This is a genomic window from Myxococcota bacterium (assembly GCA_035498015.1).
Taxonomy (GTDB): domain Bacteria; phylum Myxococcota_A; class UBA9160; order SZUA-336; family SZUA-336; genus VGRW01.
The window spans coordinates 1-20,404 of sequence record DATKAO010000194.1; the positions used below are offsets into that span (position 1 = coordinate 1).

Annotated in this window: 14 protein-coding genes; 8 read left to right on the forward strand and 6 right to left on the reverse strand. The window is 71.2% G+C overall.

Going from position 1 to position 20,404, the window contains the following annotated elements; all coding sequences use genetic code 11:
- On the forward strand, positions 1–6,560 hold a 6,560-nt coding region (locus VMR86_17005; GenBank protein ID HTO08749.1), incomplete at its 5' end, for a hypothetical protein.
- 10 nt (positions 6,561–6,570) lie between these two features.
- Here VMR86_17005 and VMR86_17010 read toward each other — a convergent pair.
- From VMR86_17010 to VMR86_17020, 3 genes are read right to left on the reverse strand one after another with little or no spacing between them, the layout of a single operon-like run.
- Positions 6,571–7,674 (reverse strand): NAD(P)/FAD-dependent oxidoreductase, encoded by a 1,104-nt coding sequence (locus tag VMR86_17010; GenBank protein HTO08750.1) that lies wholly within the window; start codon positions 7,672–7,674, stop codon positions 6,571–6,573.
- Positions 7,675–7,681: 7 nt separating this feature from the next.
- Positions 7,682–9,385 carry an electron transfer flavoprotein-ubiquinone oxidoreductase gene (locus VMR86_17015; GenBank protein HTO08751.1) on the reverse strand — a complete coding sequence of 568 codons (1,704 nt, stop codon included), beginning with the start codon at positions 9,383–9,385 and terminating at the stop codon, positions 7,682–7,684.
- Positions 9,386–9,406: 21 nt separating this feature from the next.
- Positions 9,407–10,612 (reverse strand): MFS transporter, encoded by a 1,206-nt coding sequence (locus VMR86_17020; GenBank protein HTO08752.1) that lies wholly within the window; start codon positions 10,610–10,612, stop codon positions 9,407–9,409.
- Positions 10,613–10,737: 125 nt separating this feature from the next.
- Here VMR86_17020 and VMR86_17025 point away from each other — a divergent pair, with 125 nt between their 5' ends.
- Positions 10,738–11,661: a hypothetical protein gene (locus VMR86_17025; protein HTO08753.1), complete on the forward strand. Its 924-nt coding sequence runs from the start codon at positions 10,738–10,740 to the stop codon at positions 11,659–11,661.
- On the opposite strand, the gene VMR86_17030 is transcribed toward VMR86_17025, so the two are convergent.
- Positions 11,639–12,400, reverse strand: coding sequence for a prolipoprotein diacylglyceryl transferase family protein (locus VMR86_17030; GenBank protein HTO08754.1), 762 nt, complete (start codon positions 12,398–12,400; stop codon positions 11,639–11,641). The genes VMR86_17025 and VMR86_17030 overlap by 23 nt on opposite strands.
- Before the next feature lie 21 nt (positions 12,401–12,421).
- On the reverse strand, positions 12,422–13,849 hold the full coding sequence (locus VMR86_17035; GenBank protein HTO08755.1) for a patatin-like phospholipase family protein: 1,428 nt from the start codon (positions 13,847–13,849) through the stop codon (positions 12,422–12,424).
- Between the two features lie 276 nt (positions 13,850–14,125).
- On the opposite strand from VMR86_17035, the gene VMR86_17040 reads away from it, so the two are divergent.
- The 5 genes from VMR86_17040 to VMR86_17060 are packed head-to-tail and all read left to right on the forward strand — an operon-like array spanning position 14,126 to position 17,605.
- The gene (locus VMR86_17040) at positions 14,126–14,707 is read left to right on the forward strand and encodes a lytic transglycosylase domain-containing protein (protein ID HTO08756.1); all 582 of its coding nucleotides are present in this window, start codon (positions 14,126–14,128) and stop codon (positions 14,705–14,707) included.
- Positions 14,704–15,216 (forward strand): cyclic pyranopterin monophosphate synthase MoaC, encoded by a 513-nt coding sequence (gene moaC, locus VMR86_17045; GenBank protein HTO08757.1) that lies wholly within the window; start codon positions 14,704–14,706, stop codon positions 15,214–15,216. The genes VMR86_17040 and moaC overlap by 4 nt, the downstream gene beginning before the upstream one ends.
- Positions 15,217–15,273: 57 nt before the next feature.
- A complete protein-coding gene (locus VMR86_17050) occupies positions 15,274–16,491 on the forward strand; it encodes a hypothetical protein (GenBank protein HTO08758.1) in 1,218 nt (405 codons plus the stop codon).
- 50 nt (positions 16,492–16,541) lie between these two features.
- Positions 16,542–17,216, forward strand: coding sequence for a DNA repair protein RadC (gene radC, locus VMR86_17055; protein ID HTO08759.1), 675 nt, complete (start codon positions 16,542–16,544; stop codon positions 17,214–17,216).
- Positions 17,217–17,251: 35 nt separating this feature from the next.
- Positions 17,252–17,605, forward strand: coding sequence for a TIGR02266 family protein (locus VMR86_17060; protein ID HTO08760.1), 354 nt, complete (start codon positions 17,252–17,254; stop codon positions 17,603–17,605).
- 105 nt (positions 17,606–17,710) lie between these two features.
- Here the strand turns inward: VMR86_17060 and VMR86_17065 are convergent, their stop codons facing one another.
- The gene (locus VMR86_17065) at positions 17,711–18,163 is read right to left on the reverse strand and encodes a single-stranded DNA-binding protein (GenBank protein ID HTO08761.1); all 453 of its coding nucleotides are present in this window, start codon (positions 18,161–18,163) and stop codon (positions 17,711–17,713) included.
- Between the two features lie 99 nt (positions 18,164–18,262).
- Here VMR86_17065 and VMR86_17070 point away from each other — a divergent pair.
- Positions 18,263–20,404, forward strand: a 2,142-nt coding sequence (locus VMR86_17070; GenBank protein ID HTO08762.1) for a DNA translocase FtsK 4TM domain-containing protein, incomplete at its 3' end; no start/stop codon positions are given.

The following is a 20,404-nucleotide window of genomic DNA, read 5'->3' on the forward strand; positions in this document are numbered from 1 at the left end:
GCGGCACGCGCGCGGACCTGCACGGCCGCTTCGCCGACTGGATCGCGAGCCGGATCGGCGAGAGCGTCGAGCACGACGAGACCATCGGCTGGCACCTCGAGCAGGCGCACCAGCACCTGCGCGAGCTCGGCCCGATCGACGTGCGCGGGCAGGAGCTCGGCAGCCGCGCGGCGAAGTATCTCGCGGCCGCGGGCCGGCGCGCGCTGGCCCGCGACGACCTGCCCGTCGCCGCTAACCTGCTCGGGCGCGCGCTCGAGCGGCTCGATCCGTCCGACCCGGCCCGCGCCGAGCTGATTCTCGACCGCTGCGAGTCACTGCTCGCCGCTGGCGAGGTCACCCCGGCAGCGGCCGCCATCGCCGACCTGGCGGGCTTTGGCGCAGGCTCGGCGCGCCTCCAGGCCTGGCACACCTGCTTCGCCGGCCAGCTCGCCGCGCTCACGGATCCCCAGTCACTTCACACCACGGTGAGCTCGGTCGCCGCAGCGGCCCAAGCGCTCGCGGCAGCCGGAGACACCGCGGGCGAGGCGAAGGCGCACTCGGTGCACGCGCTCGCGCTGCAGCGCCTGGGCAAGGTCGGCGCCTGCGAGGCTGCGCTCGACCTCGCGCTGGCTGCCGCGCGGCGCGTGCGCGACCGCCGGCGCTCGAACGCGGTGCTGGCCGGCGCGCCGCTCGCGGCCCTCTGGGGACCGAGCCCGGTCACTCGGGCGAGCGGCCGCTGCCTCGACGTGGTGCGCGTGCTGCGCATCACCCAGGGCGCGCCCGCGGTCGAGGCGGTCGCGCTCCGCTGTCAGGCGGTGCTGGAGGCGCTGCGCGGGCGCACCGAGGCGGCGCGGCGCATGCTCGCCTCTTCACGCCGCATGGTGGAGGAGCTCGGACTGACTCCCCAGCTGCTCGAGGCCGACGTCTTCTCCGGTCTCATCGACCTGCTCGAGGGCGACCCGGTTGCCGCCGAGCGCAGCTTGCGCGCGGCTTACGACGGCCTGCGCGAGCACGGCCTCGGCATCGATGCCGCGCGCGCCGCCGCGCTGCTCGCGCGGGCGCTCCTGGCGCAGGGCCGCGTGGCCGAAGGCGAGGCGCTGAGCGAGGAGAGTGAGTCACTCGCCGGCGACGACCTGCAGGCGGCGATCTCGTGGCGCGGCGCGCGCGCGCAGGCGCTGGTGCGGCGCGGCGAGCACGCACTCGCGGTCGACTTCGCGCGTGCGGCGGTCGAGATCGCCGCCGCGACCGACGCGCTCTTGCACCACGCCGACGCGCGCAGCTCGCTCGCGACAGCGCTGCGCGCCGCGGGCCGGAGCGCCGAGGCCGACGCCGAGCAGCGGCGCGCGATCGAGCTCTGGGAGGCCAAGGGCGCGACCACCCTCGCCGAGGCCGCCCGCCGCGGCGCCGGCCCGGCCGCGGCCGCTCCTGCGAGCGATGCGCCTGCGTTGTCCACGGTGCATGTTCGTCCGCGAGTGCGGCCGAATGCCGCGACCGAGCTCGTGACTCGCTTGGACGCCATCGTCCAGGCCCGGGATGCAGAGGGCCTGTCGCGACTGCTCGCAGACAGCCTCTCGATCGTGCACCACCCGACGGGGACGGAGCTGGGCCCCGAAGGCGGGCTAAGCATGCTCACGGCGCTGTTGCGGGCCGAGAATCACTCGTTCCGCACCGAGCCTCTGGCGACGCTCGGCGACTCACTCGTGCTGTGTCACACTCACAACTCGATCTCCGCGCTCGGCGGCGACGACGTCGCCCCGTTCGGTGCGATCGACGGCGATCTGGTCGCCATCATGGAAGTGAATGACCGCGGGAGACAGCGCCGGGCCGAGCTCTTTGCCGTCGATCGGCTGAACGATGCCATCGCGCGTCTCTACGCACTCTACGCCGAGTCGCTCTCGGATGGACCGGAGCGCAGCCGTGCAACAGCGACGGCGCGCTCCGTCGCCGCGGTGCTCGGTGTCGCAGGAGACCACGCCGCGTTCCGGGCGGTGCTCGCGCCCGACGTGGAGTTCGCGGATCACCGCCAGCTCGGCTTCGGGAAGTCGCGCGGTGCCGATGCGGTGCGGCGCGGGAGTCTCGTGCTTCACGACGTGGCCCAAGAGCTCCGGACGCCCGTCGCCGCGCTGCTCGCACTGCGCAGCGACGGGCTCGTCGCGCACCGGACGGTCCGCGGCGTCGACGCTGCGAGCGGCGGCCCGTTCGAGCGCGATCTCGTCGAGCTCTGGTGCTTCGGCGCCGACGGTCTGCTCGCGCACCTCGAGCACTTCGATCCCGGAGACGCGAGCGCCGCCCTCGCGCGCTTCGACGCGCTCGCCGTCGAGTCACCCGCGACGCTACGCCGGCGCGTGCGGCCGAACGCGGCGACCGCGAACGCAGCGCGGACCGAGGCCGCGGTCGCCGCGCGGGACTTCGATGCCTTCCAGAGTCTGTTCGCCGATGGCGCTCGGAACGTTCACCATCCGACACGCACGGCGTTCAGCGAGTCGGAATCTATGGGAAGCTATCGGCAGCTGCTGAACGCAGAGGGCGTCGCCATGCAGCACGAGCCGCTGGCGACCCTCGGTGAGTCACTCGCGCTGTTCCGCGCGTCCGTATCGTTTCGCTCGCTTCGGAGCGCCGACGGGCTGGGTCCCTTCGGCGCCGTCGACACCGAGCTGGTCATGTTGATCGAGGTCGACGGCGCCGGCCGCCGGCGGCTCTCCGAGGCCTTCGCCCCCGATCGGCTCGGGGACGCGCTGACTCGCCTGTACGAGCTTCATGCGGAGTCACTCCCGGATGGTCCGGCGCGCACCCGAGCCACGGCGACCGCGCGCTCAATCGCCACGATGCTCGAGCTCGACCTCGAGCGCTTCGCGACCGGCATCGCGCCCGGCGTCGAGTTCGCCGACCACGGCCCGATCGGCATGGAATCCTCGCGCGGTAAGAAGGCGATCCTGCGCGGGCTCGGAGCTCTGCACGAGCTGGCCCTCGAGGTCTCGTTGACTGACGACGACGTGCTCGCCCTGGAGCCCGACCTCCTGCTCGCGCGCTGCACGACCTCGGGCACCGATCGCATCAGCGGCGGCGCGTTCGAGCGGCACTTCCTGGCGCTCTGGGTCTTCGGAAGCGACGGCCTGGCGACACACATCGAGTGGTTCGCGCCCGACGGCGAGTCCGAGGCGTTCGCGCGGATCGACGAGCTGACTGCCCCCGCCGAGCCGCTGCGGCGCCGCGTGCGGCCCAACGCCGCGACCGCGAACGCCGCACGCCTGGATGCGGCGGCAAGCGCGCGCGACTTCGCCGCGTTCCAGGACCAATTCGCCGAGGGCGCGCAGGTCGTCCACCATCCGACCGGGACGCGCTTCGAGGAGAGCCGGAACTTTTCCGACTACCAGCGGCTGTTGCAGAGCCCGAGCTTCGCTTTCGCGAACGAGCCCGTCGCGACGCTCGGCGACTCACTCGGACTCTTCCGCGCGTCGCTGTCGATCGAAGCGGTGTCCTGGGACGGCAGCCTCGATGTCGGGGGTACGGCCAACGAGTGGTTCCTCCTGAAGGAGGTCGATGCCGCGGGCCGCTGTCGTCACTCCGAGTTCTTCGCCACCGACCGCCTGGGCGACGCCGTTGCGCGGCTCTACGAGCGCCATGCCGAGTCGCTACCGGAGGCGAAGGCGCGCGCCCGCGCCGCCGCGACCGCCGCGTCGGTGTCTCACTGGCTGAAGTCGTTCGACGACTTCGAACACTACGTCGCGCCCGAGGTCGAGTTCGTGGATCACCGTCCCGTCGGGCTCGGTTCGCTGCGCGGGGTGGAGCTCGTGAGACCTGTGGCGCGCGCGCAGCTGGAGCTCGCGCGCGACATCGTGTTCCGCGTCGACGACGTTCTGGCGCTGCAGTCGGACGCCTTCCTCGTGCGCTCCACGACGTCGGGAGTCGACCGCGCGAGCGGTGGCGCGTACGAGAGACCGCTCTTGGCCATCGGCGTCTTCGGCGCGGAGGGCCTCGCGACGCGCGTCGAATGGTTCGAGCCCGAGCGCCAGCGCGAAGCGCTCGCGCGTTTCGACGAGCTCATTGCCGAGTCACATACGCGCAGGCGGCGCGTGCCGCCCAACGCGAATGCCGCCACGCGCGCGGTCGAGCAGATGGAGCGCTCCTGGGCCGAGCGCGACTGGCCCGCGGTGGTCGGGATGTCCGCCCCCGGGTTCCGCCTCGAGGACCGGCGCGCCCTGGTCGGGCTGCCGCTCGCGGGCCAGGACTTCCGCGTCAACCTGCGCCGCATGTTCGACATGCCGGCGAGCCGCTGGCGGCTCGCGCCGATGGCGACCCGCGGCGAAAGACTCGCGCTGTTCCACTCGCGGCTCACTGGCGAGGTGCGCGACGGCGGACCCGTGGAGTTCGAGCATCTCTCGCTGGTCGAGGTGGACGCGCGCGGTCAGTACCTCTCGCTGGTCGTATTCGAAGCCGATCAAACCGAGAGTGCGTATGCCGAGCTCGACCGGCGCTACAGCCGTGGGACGGTCGCTTCGACGTCGGACCGGTTCGCGAACGCGGCTTCGCGCGCCGTGGCAGAGTTCGAGCGCGCCTGGCGCGAGCGCGACTGGAACGGCGTGCTCGCGACGTTCGTCCCCACTCACCACATGGACGACCGCCGGCGCCTGATGCGCGTGGCGATCTCCGGCGCGGACTTTCTCGCCAACGAGCGCATGCTCTTCGAAGAGCCCGCGAGCGAGTGGCAGGGTACGTTGCTGGCCACCCGCGGTGAGCGGCTCGCGCTCTTGCGGACGCGTTTCCGGACCGAGGTCGAGGGCAGCGGACCCATGTCGGTGGAGATGCTCGACCTCGTCGAGGTCGATTCCGACGGCCGGCGCAGCGCGCTCGTGGTGTTCGATCTCGACGCCGTCGACGCCGCCTACGCCGAGCTCGACCGCCGCTACGTCGCCGGCGAGGGTGCGGCCTGGGCGGAGCTCATCACTCACCAGAAGGCGCTCGTGCACGCGGCCGTGTCTCGCGATAAGACCGCCCTGGAACGCCTGCTGCCGGCCGACTTCAGCGCCTGGAACCGGCAGCGCTTCGGCGGCACCGGAGAGCGCACGACCCGTGCGCAGTTCATCGCGTTCAGTCACGCGCTGGAGGGCCTCGAGGTTCACGGGGCGATCCGCCTGGATCACCTGCCGCGGATCTCGCCGACCACGGCCGTCGCCGTGACCACCTGGCATGGCACGCGCGACGGAGGGACGTTCGAGGTCCTGCAGTGCGCGGTGTGCACTCACGACGGCCGCCGCCTTCACTCGTGGGAGATCTTCGATCTCGAGCAGCTGGACCTCGCGTACGCGCGCTACGACGAGCTGACCGCCGAGCCGGTCACTCCGGTCATCGAGAACGCGGCGACGCGGGCCATGGCGCGCGGCACGGAAGCAGTGGAGGCCGGTGACTGGGAACGATTCTCGGCGTTCTTTCGACCCGACTACCGGAACAGCGATCGACGCCGGATGGTGCTGCTCGAGCTCGATCGGACGCAATATCTCGAGTTCCTGCGCGCGTTCCTCATGCGCCAGCAGACGACCTTCGAGCTCGTTGCCACCCGCGGGGCTCGTCTGGCGATGTTCCGTTTCCGCTGGGCCATGCGCGAAGATGGAGCCGCAGGGCCGAGCGAGGGAGACTTCCTGACGATCGCCGAGGTGGACGAAGCGGGCCTGATCGTCGCCCAGGTCTTCTACGACTCCGACTCACTCGACGCAGCCCACGCCGAGCTCGAACGGCGCTTCGCGGCTCTCGAGGGCAGTGAGTCGCGCGATCCGCTGCATATCCCGCCAAACGCGGCGTCGCGCATCGGTGACCGGCTGCAGCAGGCGATCGAAGCCCGCGACTGGGACGGACTTCGCGCCCTTTTAGCGCCGGGGATGGAGTACGACGACCGCCGCCGCGGCGCGCTGCTGCATGGCGACGTCGAGACATTCGTCGCCAGCGCCCGCATCTACGCGTCCAATCAGGGGCGCATGAAGCGCACGCTCCTGGCGACGGCAGGGGACCGCCACTCGCTCACGCTCCTGCGCCGGTCGGGGAGGACTCCGGACGTCGAGGCGTGGGAGCTCGAGAGTCTCTCGCTGCTCGAGCTCGACGCCGACGGGCGCATCGCCCGCGTGCTCGCGTTCGATCCGGCCGACCGCAGCCAGGCGAGCGCCGAGATGTTCGAGCGCTATGCCCGCGGTGAGGGAGCGAGCTCGCTCTCGTCGGCGGCGTTGGAGGGCATTCGAGCGATGAACGCCCGTGACCTCGAACGTCTGCGCGCGTCGCTGCCCAGTGACTTCGTCCTCTCGGACCACCGGCGCACCGGCCTGGGGCGGATCGAGGGCCCCGACGCGTTCATTCGCTCGCTCGCCGCCTTGTTCGAGGGCTCGCGCGAGTCAACGGTGGAGACCCTCTACACGCTCGAGACACAGCCGCACGGCGAGCTCGCCATGGCCCGGATGCTCGGTACGATCGCGAACGGTGGCGAGTTCGAGTCGGCCTATCTTCGGATCATCACGCGCGACGGCAGCATGGAGTTTTTCGAGCCCGAGGACCTCGAGCTCGCGCGCTCGCGCTTCGAGGAGCTGCGGCCGAAGTGACTGGCGCGCTCTAGGAGCGCGCGAGCAGATCGCCCAGGATGCGCCGGCCCAGCCCGCGATAGCACTGCGCCGCGATCAGCATGTCGGCCATGAGGCGCTGTGCGCGGCGGCTGCGGCGCGCCAGCGCGACCGAGAAGTCGACGGTGCGCGGGCGGTACAGGCGGCGCGAGAGCCGCGCGCAGGCGGCGAGCTCGCCGCCCGGGCCGGCGCGCCAACGTTCGGCGTAGAGCGCGGGCGCGCCCGCCACGCCGGCCTCCAGGAGTGACTCCGCGAGGAGCCCGCCCGAGTCGAGCGCGTGCTGGATGCCCTCGCCGGTGATCGCGTCGTTCGCGGCCGCGGCGTCGCCGACGAGCGCGAAGCGCGGCCCGGCGACCGGGCCGCCGCCCACCGGAATGCTCGCCGCGTACGGCTCGCGCGGAAGTGACTCGCTGCCGGGGTAGCGGCGCGCCAGGAGCTCCGAGACCCGGGCGCGCAGCTCCGTGCCGTTCGCGCAGCCGAGCGGCGCCGCGATGCCCACCGACGCGTGGTCGGGGCGCGGGAACACCCACAGGTAGCCCGCGAACTCGCGCGTGAATTCGATCACGAGCTCGCGCTCGGGCAGGCCGAACACGTGGAAGCCCGCGGTCGCATAGCTCTCGACTCCGCCCGGCTTCGCGCCAACCAGCGCGCGCCGCACCACACTGGACGCGCCGTCCGCGCCCACCACGAAGTCGTGGCGCGCGGTCTCGTCGCCCAGATCCAGGCTGACGCCGTCCAGGTCGGCGGCGACGCGCCGCACGCGCGCGGCGCGCAGGTCGGCGCCCGCCTTGCGCGCGCGCTCGAGCAAGAGCGAGTCGAGCACGCGGCGCGAGAAGATCTCGATCGGGCGCGCCAGCGCCACCGAGAGCTCGGCGCCGCGCGGCGCGGTCATGCGCACCGCGTGCGCGGCGCGCGCGGCCGAGCGCAGCTCTTCCAGCTCGGGCCAGCGCTCGAACGCGCCCGGAGTGACTCCGCCGCCGCACGGCTTCTCACGCGGGTGCGACGGGTCGTACAGGGTGACGCGCGCGCCCGCGCGCGCGAGCCGCCAGGCACAGAACGAGCCCGCAGGCCCGGCGCCGACGATCGCCACGTTCATGGCCGACTCACATGTTGGTGTAGTCGGGGCCGTCGCCGCCCTCGGGGGTGGTCCAGGTGATGATCGCGTACGGATCGGCGACGTCGCAGGTCTTGCAGTGCACGCAGTTCTCGTGGTGGATCACGAGCCGTTTCTTCCCCGGGTGAGCATCGTCGGGGATCATCTCGTACACCGCGGCGGGGCAGAAGCTCTCGCACGGGTTGCCGTATTCGACGGTGCACTGGTTGGCGCACACCTCGGTGTCGGCCACGTGCAGGTGGTGCGGCTGGTCGACCTCGTGCCGCGAGCCGGCGAGCGCGACCGCAGTCACTTTGTCGAAGGTGTACTTGTTGTCGTACTCGACCTTGTTCTTCTTCTCGCGCTCCTTGGGCGTGAGCTGCGCGAGCTTCTTCATGTGCTCGTGGTCCGGGTGCGCGTGCACCATGCCGACCAGGCCGCGGCCGCCGGTGATCATGGCCAGCGCCTGGCCGTTCACGAGCCACGGCAGCTGGCGCAGCCAGCCGAGCCACTGCGGCATCTTCTGGGCGAACTTGAACGAGGCGTGGAAGTTGCGCGCCTTCTTGTGCTCCTTCGCGAGCCAGCTCGCGTCCCAGCGCGTCTTGTAGCTGGCCAGCGTGGCGTCGGAGAAGTCGTCTTTGCGCACCGCCTCGAGCAGGGTCTCGGCGGCGAGCATGCCGCTCTTGATCGCGAGGTGCACGCCCTTGAGTCTCTCGCCGTTGCAAGTGCCTGCCGAGTCACCCACCAGCATGAAGCCATCGCCGTAGAGCTTGGGGAACGAGAACCAGCCGCCCACGGGCATGGTCTTCGCGCCGTAGCGGATGCACTCACCGCCTTCGAGCAGCTGGCGCATGCGCGGGTGCGTCTTCCAGCGCTGCATCAGGTCGTGCGGGTCGGTGTACGGGTTGTCGTAGTCGAGCCCGGTCACGAACCCGATCGAGACACAGTTGTCCTTCAGGTCGTAGATCCAGCCGCCGCCGAAGGTGGCGGGGTCCTGCGGCCAGCCCATGGTGTGCACCACGCGGCCGGGGACGTGGTTCTCCGGCTTGATGCGCCAGATCTCCTTGATGCCCGTCTCGTAGGCCTGCGGGTTCGGGCCTTCGAGCCCGAGTGTGTCGATCACGACCTTGGTGCACGAGCCGCGCGTGCCTTCGCCGAACACCACACACTTGGCGAAGATCTGCGGCCCGGCCTCGAACACGCCCTTGTGCTGGCCGTCCTTGTCGACGCCGCGGTCCTGGACCTGCACGCCCACCACGCGCTTGCCGTCGAAGATCGGCTGCGCGGCGGGGAAGCCGGGGTAGATCTCGATCCCGCGCTCCTCGGCCTTGCTGCCGAGCCACTTCACCACGTCGGACAGCGAGATCGCGTAGTTGCCGTGGTTCATGAAGGGCGGCGGAGTCACCGGGCTCTTGAGCACGCGCTTCTTCGACATGAGCCAGGTCTCGTCGACCGTGCAGCGGTAGTGGAACGGGAAGCCCTGCTGCTCGAAGTCGGGGATCAGTTCGGACAGGCCCTTCGGGTCCATCATCGCGCCCGAGAGCTGGTGCGCGCCGAGCTCGGGCGCCTTCTCGATCACCAGCACCGCCGGCATGTCGACGTTCTGCGCCTTGCACAGATCGGCCAGCCGAATCACTGCGGCCAACGTCGCGGCTCCCGCCCCGACGAACAGGATGTCCACGTCCAGACGCTCGCGTTCCACCGTTTCGCTCATGGCGCCGCGAGCATACCGGAATCAGGGCTGGGGCAGCAGTACCCGGGCCGTGGCGAGGAACAAGAGGAGCGCCGCCAGCAGCACCAGACCGGCGAATACGAAGGGCTGGCTGGCGCCCGAGCTCTCGAACACCACGCCCCAGGAGTACGCGCCGAGCGCGCGGCCGGTGTGGATCATCGCCTGGCTGCGCGACAGCGCGGCGCCCTGCTCGTGCGCGCCGGTGGACTTCGTGAACAGGCTCGTGAATGCCGGGAACGCGATGCCCGAGCCCAGCGCCACGCACACGGCCGACGCGCACAGCACCGGGAACGAGTGAGACAGCGCGAGGCCGATGAACGCGAAGCCCGTCAGCCCGAGGCCGAAGGCAGTCATGGCCGACTCACCGAAGCGGCGTGACAGCGCGCCCACCGCGAGGCCCTGCATCGCGCCGAGAATCAGCGCGATCGAGGCCATGAACAGACCCACCTGCATCTCGCCCCAGCCGAAGCGCGCGGTCGCGAACAACGGAAACATCGACTCGATCACCGAGAAGCCGAAGAAGAGCTGCAGGAACAGGAACAGATACAGCCGCTGCGCGCCGCCGTGCACGTTCGCGAACACCCACACGGGCGCCGGCACGAGCGCACGGCCGAAGCCCTGCCAGCCCGAGTCACTCGCCACGGGCGCCTTCGACTCGGGCAGCGCCCACGCCGCCAGCAGGAAGTTCAGGCCCGCGATCGCGGCCGTGGCGTGGAACGGCAAGGTCGGGTCGATGCCGCCCAGCACGCCGCCGAGCGCCGTACCGACGACCAGCCCGACGCCCGACGCCGCGCCGATCACGCCCATGCCCTGCGCGCGCGAGCCTTCGTCGGTCAGGTCGGTCATCGCGGCCTGCGCCGTGCCGATGCTCGCGCCGAAGAAGCCGCCCATGAAGCGCGCGATCAACACCATGGTGAGTGACCCGGCGGACGCCAACAGCACGAACGAGGCCGCGGTGCCCAGCAGTGACACGAGCAGGACCGGCCGCCGGCCGATGCGGTCCGAGACCCAGCCCCACAACGGCAGGAACAGCACCAGCCCCACCGCGTACAGCGCCGTGATCAGACCGATGCCCGACGCGCCCACGCCGAGCGAGCTCACGAAGTGCGGCAGGACGGGAATCAGGATCGAGTAGCCGAGAAAGTCGATCAGGATCGTCGCGAACAGGATCCCGACCGCGAGTCTCGTGCCGGCGCGCGGCGAGTTCACGGCTTCCGGACCCGCCGGCCCGCCGGTCGATCTGTTAGATTTCGCGAGCGCGGTCCGGTCCATCTGGGCCCCATCGATTCCCGAGCACTATAAGGATCCATCACCCGCCGCGGGAGGTCGCACGCATGGAGCTTCGCGAGCGGCGACTCGCTCAGATCGTGCGCGACTTCATGGAGGGCTACGTGCTCTCGCAGGAGGTCGGGCGGGAGCTGCGCGCGGGGAGACTCGCCTTCGGCACCGTGGCCCGGCTGGTCGGCGACGCGGAGGACAGCGCGCTCTACCGGCTCAAGGAGGAGTGTCACGCGCTGTTCCGGCTGGACGACGTGCGCCCCCGCACCGAGGTCCAGGCCGAGGAGCTGTTCGACCTGGCCGTGGGGGCGCTGTTCCACGAGACCATGAAGTTCCGCGAGGGCTTCTATCTGACCGACAGCTACGGCCCGCGGCTCCAGCGCATGATGGCCGAGGGCTCGGCGTCGGGGCCGCTGGCCGACGCCTTCTGGCGGGTGTTCGAGGCGGGCAGCCGGCGCATGCTCGAATCCGAGGCCGAGGCCGAGGAGCTGTTCCGCGAGACACGCGACCAGCTCCTGATCGTGCTGCGCCAGCTGGCCGCCTCGGGCGCGGTAGCGCGCAGCCTGGTCGAGACCCCGGCCCGCTCCGAGCAGGTCTTCGCCATGCCGCTGTCCCGGCTCCTGGCCGACATCTACGGCACGTCCGAGCGCGGCTACCGGCTGGCGGTCGAGAGCCTGATCGAGAACGGCCACTACGCCGAGGCGGCCGGCGTGCTCGAGCTGCCGGAGGCGCGGGCTGCGGCGGACGGCGCACTGACCTACGCGCGCGGCATGGCGAGCTACTACGCGGGCGACAATCTGGCGGCGGTCGACTCACTCGCGCGCTGGCGCGACGAGGCCACGTCGTCGCCGGCGCTGTGGCGCCAGAGCGCGGGGCGCGTGCTCACGTCGCTCGCCACCACGGTCGAGCTGTCGGACCAGAAGCTCGCGGCGCGGGCGCTCGCGCTCGCGAAGGAGCTCACTTCCCGGCCCCGGAGCTGACCGCCGGCCGGTTCGCGCGCATCCACAGCCACGAAGCCGCGCCAGCGACGATGCACACCAGCGCGACCACCTGCGCGTTCGACAGCACGCCCACGAAGTCGGGGTTGCGGCGGAACACTTCGATCCACAGCCGGCCGAGCCCCGACAGCACGAGATACTCGCCGAACAGGAACGGCGACTTCTGGCGACGCTGCCACAGGATCGCGAACACGGGGATCAGCCAGAAGGTCTCGTAGAGCATGGTGGGGTGGACGGGGACGTCGGTCTTGGGCGTGCCTTGCGGAAACGCGATCGCCCAGGGCACGTTCGAGGGCACCCCGTAGTCGTCGCCGACCAGGAAGCAGCCGATGCGCCCGATCGCGTGACTCGCCGCCAGCGCAGGCGCCGCCGCGTTCAGGGTGTCGAGCAGCGAGATCCCGTTGCGCCGGGCGCCGAAGAGACCGAACGCGGCACCGCCCAGGAGACCCCCGTACCAGGTGAGTCCGCCGCGCACGAACAAGGTGTTCCAGATCGTCGCATCCGGGTCGCGCGCGAACATCTCGCCCACGTACCAGAGCTTGGCGCCGAGCAGCCCGCCGACCACGCACCACACCAAAAGGTCCCAGGCGGCGTTGCCCGGCCGGCCCTGGAGCTCGAACGAGCGCGCCGCCAGCCAGCCGCCCGCCAGAAACGCGAGCGCGACCATGATGCCGAACGTGGAGACCTGGAAGCCGTGGACCTCGAAGAGGGTCGGATACATGAGGCGGGGAGGATACCGAACCTAGCGGGCGCCCTCTTCCGCGCGGAGCTTCTCCTCGAGCCGGACCAGCTGCTCGGGGAAACACTCCTTCGCGCTGCGGATGAACTCGGCGATGCGGCGCGTGTCGAAGAAGTCGGGGTTGGCGTCGGAGAGCTCGAGTCCGAGCAGGCGCACGTCGCGGCGCATGCGCAGGAGCTCGAGGTCGCGCCGGTGCATGGTCTCGATGCCCGCGGCGGCCACGGTCTGCATGAGTCGCAGCTTGCCGATCCGGCCCGGGTGAGTGCGGTAGGTCTCGAGGCCCCCGGTGAGCTTCACGTACACGATCACCAGCCGCTCGCGGTGCTCCAGGCCTGCCCTGCGGTCGAGGTCCCACTTCTGGACCACCGAGTGCAGCGGCACGTCCTCGGTGGTGGAGCCGTCGATGTAGTGCGTATCGTGACTGATGCGCCGGATCACGCGCGGCACGAACAGGAGCGGCACGCTCGACGAGGCCAGCGCGGCGGCGCGCGCGTCGGCCTGCACGATCAGCTCGCGCAGGTGCTCGGGCACCAGGCCGGGAGTCAGCACGTCGGACTGACAGTCGCGCAGGTTGAACGCGATGCAGTAGAACGGGATGCGCGGCTGCACGTCGCCGCAGTATCTCTCGAGCATGCGCGAGAGACCGTCGGCCACGTCGACGAAACCGGCGCCGGCGGCGCCCAGCGCGGGCAGCACGTCGCGCACCAGGTGCCGGAGGAATTGCAGCTTCGAGGGCCGCAGCGCCAGGTCGACGCGGCCCGTGTACAGGTCGTAGCCCATCTGTTCGATCGCGTGCGGCGAGAGACCCTGGGCATACAGGAGCCCCGCCATCGCGCCCGCGCTCGAGCCCCACACCTCGGCGAAGTGTTCGGCGATGCCGAGTGACTCGAACAGCCGCAGCGCCGTGGCGTGGGCGAAGAGCTTGAGGCCCCCCGAGCCCAGGGACAGCACCACGCGCGCCTCGGGGTCCTGGCACACGGCGCGCAGCGCGCGGAAGCGCTCCTGCACCGCCGGCCGCGCCGCGTGCACCTCGGCGGGCACGATCTGCCACACGTAGCGGCGCTCGCCGCCGGCGCGGTCGAGCGCGAAGCCGTCGGGCGGCACCACGCGGTTGCGGCCCAGGAAGCGGATCTCGACCGAGCCGTTGGCGCGCTCTTCGGCGAGCAGGCGCGCCAGCACGGCCAGACGCGCGTCCTCGGGCGGCCAGTCGGTGACCGCGCCGTCGTGCGGCAGCGAGAACCGCACCGGCAGCTCCGACTCCTGGATCCGCCGCACGACCTCGTAGCGGCAGCCACGGGCGCGCGCGTCCGCCAGCTCCTCATCCGTGAGGAAGAAGGAGCCGTCCGCGGACTGGAAGCGCAGCGGCGACTCGTCGGCCTCGGCGGAGGCGTCAGGGAGCACCTCGAGCTTGATCTGGACGACGTGCCCCAAGGGGCTGGGCTCCCTTCGCGAGACGCATCGGCCGTGGGTGAGTAGCCCCTAAGCATGGGTAGGGTGGCCCTGCGACCCGCTGCCGGTCCGAGCCTCCGGATGGCGAGAAAGCTCAATCGTGACGCGGATGTACACGTGCGCTGCGCGCGCCTCCCGCGCTCCGGCTGCGGCCTCGTGGAGAAGTTTGGAGCGAGCTTCGGGCCCGCGGTCCGAGCGCGTTGACACCCCGGGTGGTCCGGATAGGCTTGCCCCCGGGAATCCAGGGTGGGAGACCCCATGAGCGATCCACAAGGAGCGCGCTGGCGGGCCATTGCCGCCGGCGTTCTATTGCTGGCTGGGACCGGAATCCTGAGCTCCGCCCAGGCCCTTGCCGAGAAGTCGCTCGCCGGCGGCGGCGCGGGCCCCTCGGAGCAGGTGCGCGTGGCGGCCGCCATCCGCGCCAAGCTCCCCCAGGTCGACCAGCCGCTCTCGGAGCGGATCGCGGCCAGCGTGGTGCGCTGTCAGCGCGAGCAGTCGCTCGCGCCCGACCTGGTGCTGGCCGTGCTCGCCCAGGAGTCGAGCGGGCGCCCCGGCGCGCGCAGCTCGGCGGGCGCGATCGGCCTGATGCAGGTCATGCCGTACATGTACGAGGAGCTGGCGCTGCCCGGCGGCGTTGCCCACGTGGAAGCGAACATCGAGGCGGGCTGCCGGCTCCTGGCCGACAACATCCGCCGGCTTGGCGAGGACGAAGGCATCAGCGCCTACTGTTGGGGCAACCAGATCGGCAACGACCGCTACCTGCGTCGTGTGAAGAAGCTGCGCCGGGACTTCCGCCCCTACCTCGTCCCCGAAGTCGCGAGCGCGCGGATCCAGGGATGAAGCGCGGGTCGAGGCGCGCCGCGCGATCAGCGCGCTCGACGCACTTCGACGAACGCGGCCGCGCGCGCATGGTCGACGTGGGCGCGAAGACCGAGACCGCCCGCGAAGCGATCGCGCGCGGCCAGGTCGCGCTCTCGCGCGAGGCGCTGGGCATGGTCACGTCGGGATCGGCCGCCAAAGGCGACGTGCTCGGTGTGGCGCGCATCGCCGCGATCCAGGCCGCGAAGCGCACGTCGGAGTGGATCCCGCTGTGTCACGCGCTCCCGCTCGACGCGCTCGAGGTCGACTTTCGCACCGAGTCCGACCCGCCGCGCATCGAGATCGAGGCGCGCGCGCGCACGACCGCGAAGACCGGGGTCGAGATGGAGGCGCTGGTCGCGGTCTCCGCCGCCGCGCTCACGATCTACGACATGTGTAAGTCGGTCGATCGCGCCATGGTGATCGGCGAGGTCCGCCTGGTCCGAAAGTCGGGCGGAAAGAGCGGAACGTACACGCGTCCGGGCGGCTGAAGGCGTCTTGTCTTCGCTTCGTCCGTGGGGATAAGCTCGCGCCGCTCGCAACGGCCCATGAGAACCGGCCCCTCGCTGCTCGCCTGTGTTCTGCTCGGCGTACCGCTCATGGCGGGCAGCGCCGCCGTGCGCGCGGAGAGCCCCGACGGCGTGAATCGCGTGGACCTGATTCCCACCGAGCGCGCAGCCTGGTCGCCCAAGAACCTGGGCATCGGCGTGACCAGCGTGCTGGGCGGCTGGAACTACTGGTACCAGGAGCGCGAGATCCAGGTCGAGACCGTTCCCTCGAACGCGAGCCTGAAGCTCTACTACATCCGCTCGAACTTCCAGAAGCGCTTCGAGGAGTCGCACTCACCGGCGCTGGTGAAGCTCCCGTCGCGCGCCGACATGACCTACAAGGACGCCGTGAAGTTCTCGGCCATCGCCGACGGCTACCTGGCCCAGGACATGAGCTTCGACGCGCAGAAGGTGCCCGACAAAGTCGTGATCCAGCTCCAGGTGCTGCCCAACTCCCTCGTGGCGCTGAGCCACACCGAGTTCGGCGGGCGCACGAGCCTGGTGCTGAAGACCACCGAGCAGCCCGACGTGCGCATGAGCAAGAACACGTCGCTGCGCGGCTTCCAGATCGCGCTCACCAAGACCGCCGTGAAGCTCGACGCCAAGTCGCAGAAAGGCGCGGGTCATCTGACCCAGGTCGACGCCATCCAGCTCGGCGAGGACGCGATCGTGCGTGTGGAGACCGACGCGCCCGACCTCGAGGTGCGCTCGCGCCAGAGCTACGACGCGATCCAGCAGCAGTACGTGCACGTGTTCGACATCGTGCCGCCCGGTACCGCCGCGCCGACCGACGCCCAGGTGCGCGCGCGCCTCGACTCACTGGCCTGGACGCCGGACGAGCGCTGCGACGACCGCTTCGGCGCGGTGCTGCGCGAAAAGGTCGGCGACACCGAGCTGGCGGACGCATTCCGACCCTCGGGCGAGCTGACCGATCTGTACCGCAAGGAAGCCATGCTGCGGCTGGGGCGTTACCACGAGGGCACGGTGAAGACCGACGCGGGCGAGACACTGCGCACGGGCAACCCGCTCGAGCTCGCGCTCGCGCTGCAGTCGGCGCCGCGCGTGAAGAGCTATCTGGCGCTGCTCGGCGCGCTCGCCCGCACCGAGCCCGCGCCCGCCGACGCGCTGCGCACGCTGGTCGCGCCCACGCAGACCTCGGCCGCCTTTGAGCCGACCTACGCCGCCGCCGAGGCCACGCGCGGCGACTGCCACCGGTAGGCCCGCGCCGACCACTCCCTCGCGCGCGCCTCACCCGGGGAGCGGCACACATGGTCGAGGCGGAGCGGCCGCGCGAGCGGCTGGCGCGCGGCGGGCCCGAGTCACTCGCGCTCGCGGAGCTTCTGGCGCTCGTGCTGCGCACCGGCGCGCGCGGCGCGGGCGCGCTGCGGCTGGCCGAGAACCTGGTCGAACGCTTCGGCTCGCTCGACGCGCTGGCCCGCGCGGGCACCGCGGAGCTGCGGCGCGTGCACGGCATGGGTCCGGCCAAGATCGCCTCGCTGCGCGCGGCGTTCGAGATCGGCGCCCGGCTGCTGCGCACGCCGCTCGCGCCGGGCGAGAAGCTCCACTCGCCCGAGCAGGTGGTCGCGCACTTCGGCGCCCGCATGCGCCGCTACCGCCAGGAGGTGTTCGTGGCCCTCCTGCTCGACAGCCGCCACCGCCTGATCGGCGAGGTCGAAGTGAGTCGCGGGAGCCTGAACCAGAGCCTGGTCCACCCGCGCGAGGTGTTCGCGCCGGCGCTGCGCGAGTCGGCGGCGGCGATCCTGGTCGTGCACAACCACCCCAGCGGCGACCCCCAGCCCAGCCGCGAGGACCACGAAGTCACCCAGCGACTCGTGCGCGCGGGCGAGATTCTGGGCATCCGCGTGGTTGACCATCTGGTCATCGGCGGCCAGGACTTCACCAGCTTCGCGCGCTCCGGATCGTTGAGCCATTCAAGCGCGTAGGCAGGGGCACCGATCGATTCGCGTAGGGCAATCCGATGGCCGGCAAACCCAAGGGACGCGCAGACCGACGCCACTCCGACCGGGAGAACATCAAGATCCCGGTCGACTACTCCGCCGTCGACGCGTTCTTCAGCGAGTTCACGACGAACATCAACGAGGGCGGGATGTTCATCGAGACCGACAACCCCGCGGTGATCGACTCGACCGTGCAGCTACAGGTGCGCCTGCCCGACCTGGAACGCCCGATCAAGCTGGGCGGCCGCGTGGCATGGATCTCCGACGGCAAGTCGGGCTCCCCGTCTGGCATGGGCATCGAGTTCCAGGAAATGACCCCGGAGCTGCGCCAGACGATCAACGACCTGGTGCGCCGCCTGCGCCACAAGGACTGACGGCGCACCAGACTCCCCGAGGCCGAGCGAAGGCCGCCCTGAGCGAGGCCGCAAGCGCGGTCACGCGCGCGCAGCGAGCCGCAGGCAAGCGAACGCCCAGTCAGGCTAGAACGGGATCTCGTCGTCCGCGCCGCCGCCGCCGCCGCCACCGGCTTGCGAGAGCGGGTCGTCGCCGCCGCCGCGCGCCTGGCTGTCGTCGGAGCCGCCCATCGGGCCGCCGCCTTCGCCGCGCCGGCCGAGCATCTGCATGCTCAGCGCGACGATCTCGGTGGTCTGCCGCTTGTTCCCTTCCTTGTCTTCCCAGTCGCGCGTCTGGATGCGGCCTTCCACGTAGACCTGGCTGCCCTTGCGGAGATACTCACCGCAGATCTCCGCGAGCCGCGCCCAGGCCACGATGCGGTGCCACTCGGTGCGGTCCTTCCAGTTGCCGTCGCGGTCCTTGAACCGCTCGTTGGTCGCGATCGAGAAACTCGCGACGGGCTGTCCGCTCTGCGTGTACCGCAGCTCCGGGTCCCGACCCACGTTTCCGACGATGATCACCTTGTTCACACTGGCCATGTTCGTTCGCTCCTCTCACCGATTTTCCCCGGGGCGAGCTCTTCACACCGTAGCACGCGCTTGCCTTTCTCGTCGGTGTTTCCGATCGTTGACCCAGCGATGGGGGGACGTCGCAGCCCGCGAGCGAAGGGCGCCGAGCCGCGCCAGCCGGGACGGCTCGAAGCCGAGGCCGTGGCCGTCAGCCTAGCTGCGGTCGCGCTCTTCACCGAGGCGGCCCTCTTCTCGTACCAGCCCGTGGATCCGTGGCTCGCGCGCGGCGCGCACGTCGAGAACTGGTGCGGGCCCGCGGGCGCGTTCGTCGCCGGCATCCTCGCCGGCACGCTCGGCTTCGCGGCGCACGTGGTGCCGGTCGCGGCCGCCGTGATCGCGTGGCGCTACCTGCGCGGCCTGCCGATCCGGCCGCGCTGGATCCCGATGGGCGGATGGGCGCTGTGCCTGATGTCGATCTCGGGCGCGGGCGAGCTCCTGCACCGGGTGTTTCCCGACGCCGTGAGTGCGCACGCGGGCGGCGCGCTGGGCCTGGTCGTGGTCGCGCCGCTGGCGCGCGCGTTCTATCTCGCGGGCACGTCGTTCCTGCTCGTGATCGCGCTGGCGCTGGGGGTGATCGCCGGCACGGGCATGTCGCTGCGCGACGGGCTCGCGGCGCTGCGCCGCGGGCTGCGCGGCCTGCTGCGCGAGCTCGGCCAGCTCGCGCGCGTGAGCTGGGCGCGCCTGCACCGCTCGCTCGCCGAGCGCGCGGAGGCGCGCGCCGAGGCCCGAGCCGAAGCCGAGGCGCTGGCGGAGCGGGCCGCCGAGGCGCCGGAGCCGGCCGCGCCGGGCGAGGAGCGCCCGCGCCCCCCACGAGTCACTCCGCCGCGCCGGCCCAAGACCAGCGAGCCCGAGGTGGTCGAGCACCGTGTGGTGGCGCAGACACCGCTGCGCCAGGAGTCACTGCCCTTCGCGAACGCGCGCGGCGAAGGTCCGTACCGCCTGCCGGACATCGACCTTCTGGCGCGCGGCCCCGAGTCGAGCCCCAACCTCGACCGCGACGCGCTGATCCGGAACTCGCAGATCCTCGAGAAGAAGCTCGCCGACTTCTCGGTGCTCGGGCGCGTGGTGAAGGTGCACCCCGGACCGGTCATCACCATGTACGAGTTCGAGCCCGCGCCCGGCGTGAAGGTCTCGCGCATCGTGAACCTGTCCGACGACCTCGCGCTCGCGCTGCGCGCGATCTCCGTGCGCATCGTGGCGCCCATCCCGGGCAAGAACGTGGTGGGCATCGAGGTCCCGAACGTCGAGCGCGACGTCGTGGTGCTGCGCGACGTGGTCGCGCACGCCTGCTTCCAGGAGACCGAGGCGCGCCTGCCGATCGCCCTGGGCAAGGACATCTTCGGCAATCCAGTCACCACCGACCTCGCCGCCATGCCGCACCTCCTGGTCGCGGGCGCGACCGGCACCGGCAAGTCGGTGTTCCTGAACGCGCTTTTGTGCAGCGTGCTCATGCGCGCGACGCCCGACGACGTGAAGCTCCTGCTCGTCGACCCGAAGATGCTCGAGTTCTCGCTCTACCAGGGCATCCCGCACCTGATCGCCGAGGTCGTGACCAACCCCAAGCGCGCGGCCGCGGCGCTGCTCGGCGTCGTGGGCAAGATGGAAGAGCGCTACCGCCTGATGGCCCAGAAGGGCGTGCGCAACATCGAGCAGTACAACAAGACGATCGCCAAGGACCTCGCCGCCGCGCGGCCCAAGCCCGACGACGAGATCGTGCCCAAGAAGCTGCCTTACATCGTGGTCGTGATCGACGAGCTCGCCGACCTGATGATCGTGGCCGCGCGCGACGTCGAGGAGTCACTCATGCGCCTCGCGCAGATGGCGCGCGCGGCGGGCATCCACCTGGTGCTGGCGACGCAGCGGCCGAGCGTCGACGTGCTGACAGGCATCATCAAGGCGAACTTCCCCTCGCGTATCTCGTTCCAGGTCAGCTCCCGCACCGACTCACGCACCGTGCTCGACGCCAACGGCGCGGAACGGCTGCTCGGCCAGGGCGACCTCCTGCACGTGCCGCCCGGCAGCTCGAAGCTCGAGCGCATCCACGGGCCGTACATCTCCGAGAAGGAGGTTCAGGCCGTGACCGAGTGGGTGCGCACGCAGGGCTCGCCCGAGTTCGACCCCGAGCTGATCCGCATCAACGACGACGTCGAGAAGGCCGACGCCGGCGCCGAGGAGCTCGACGAGCTCTTCGACCAGGCCGTCGAGATCGTG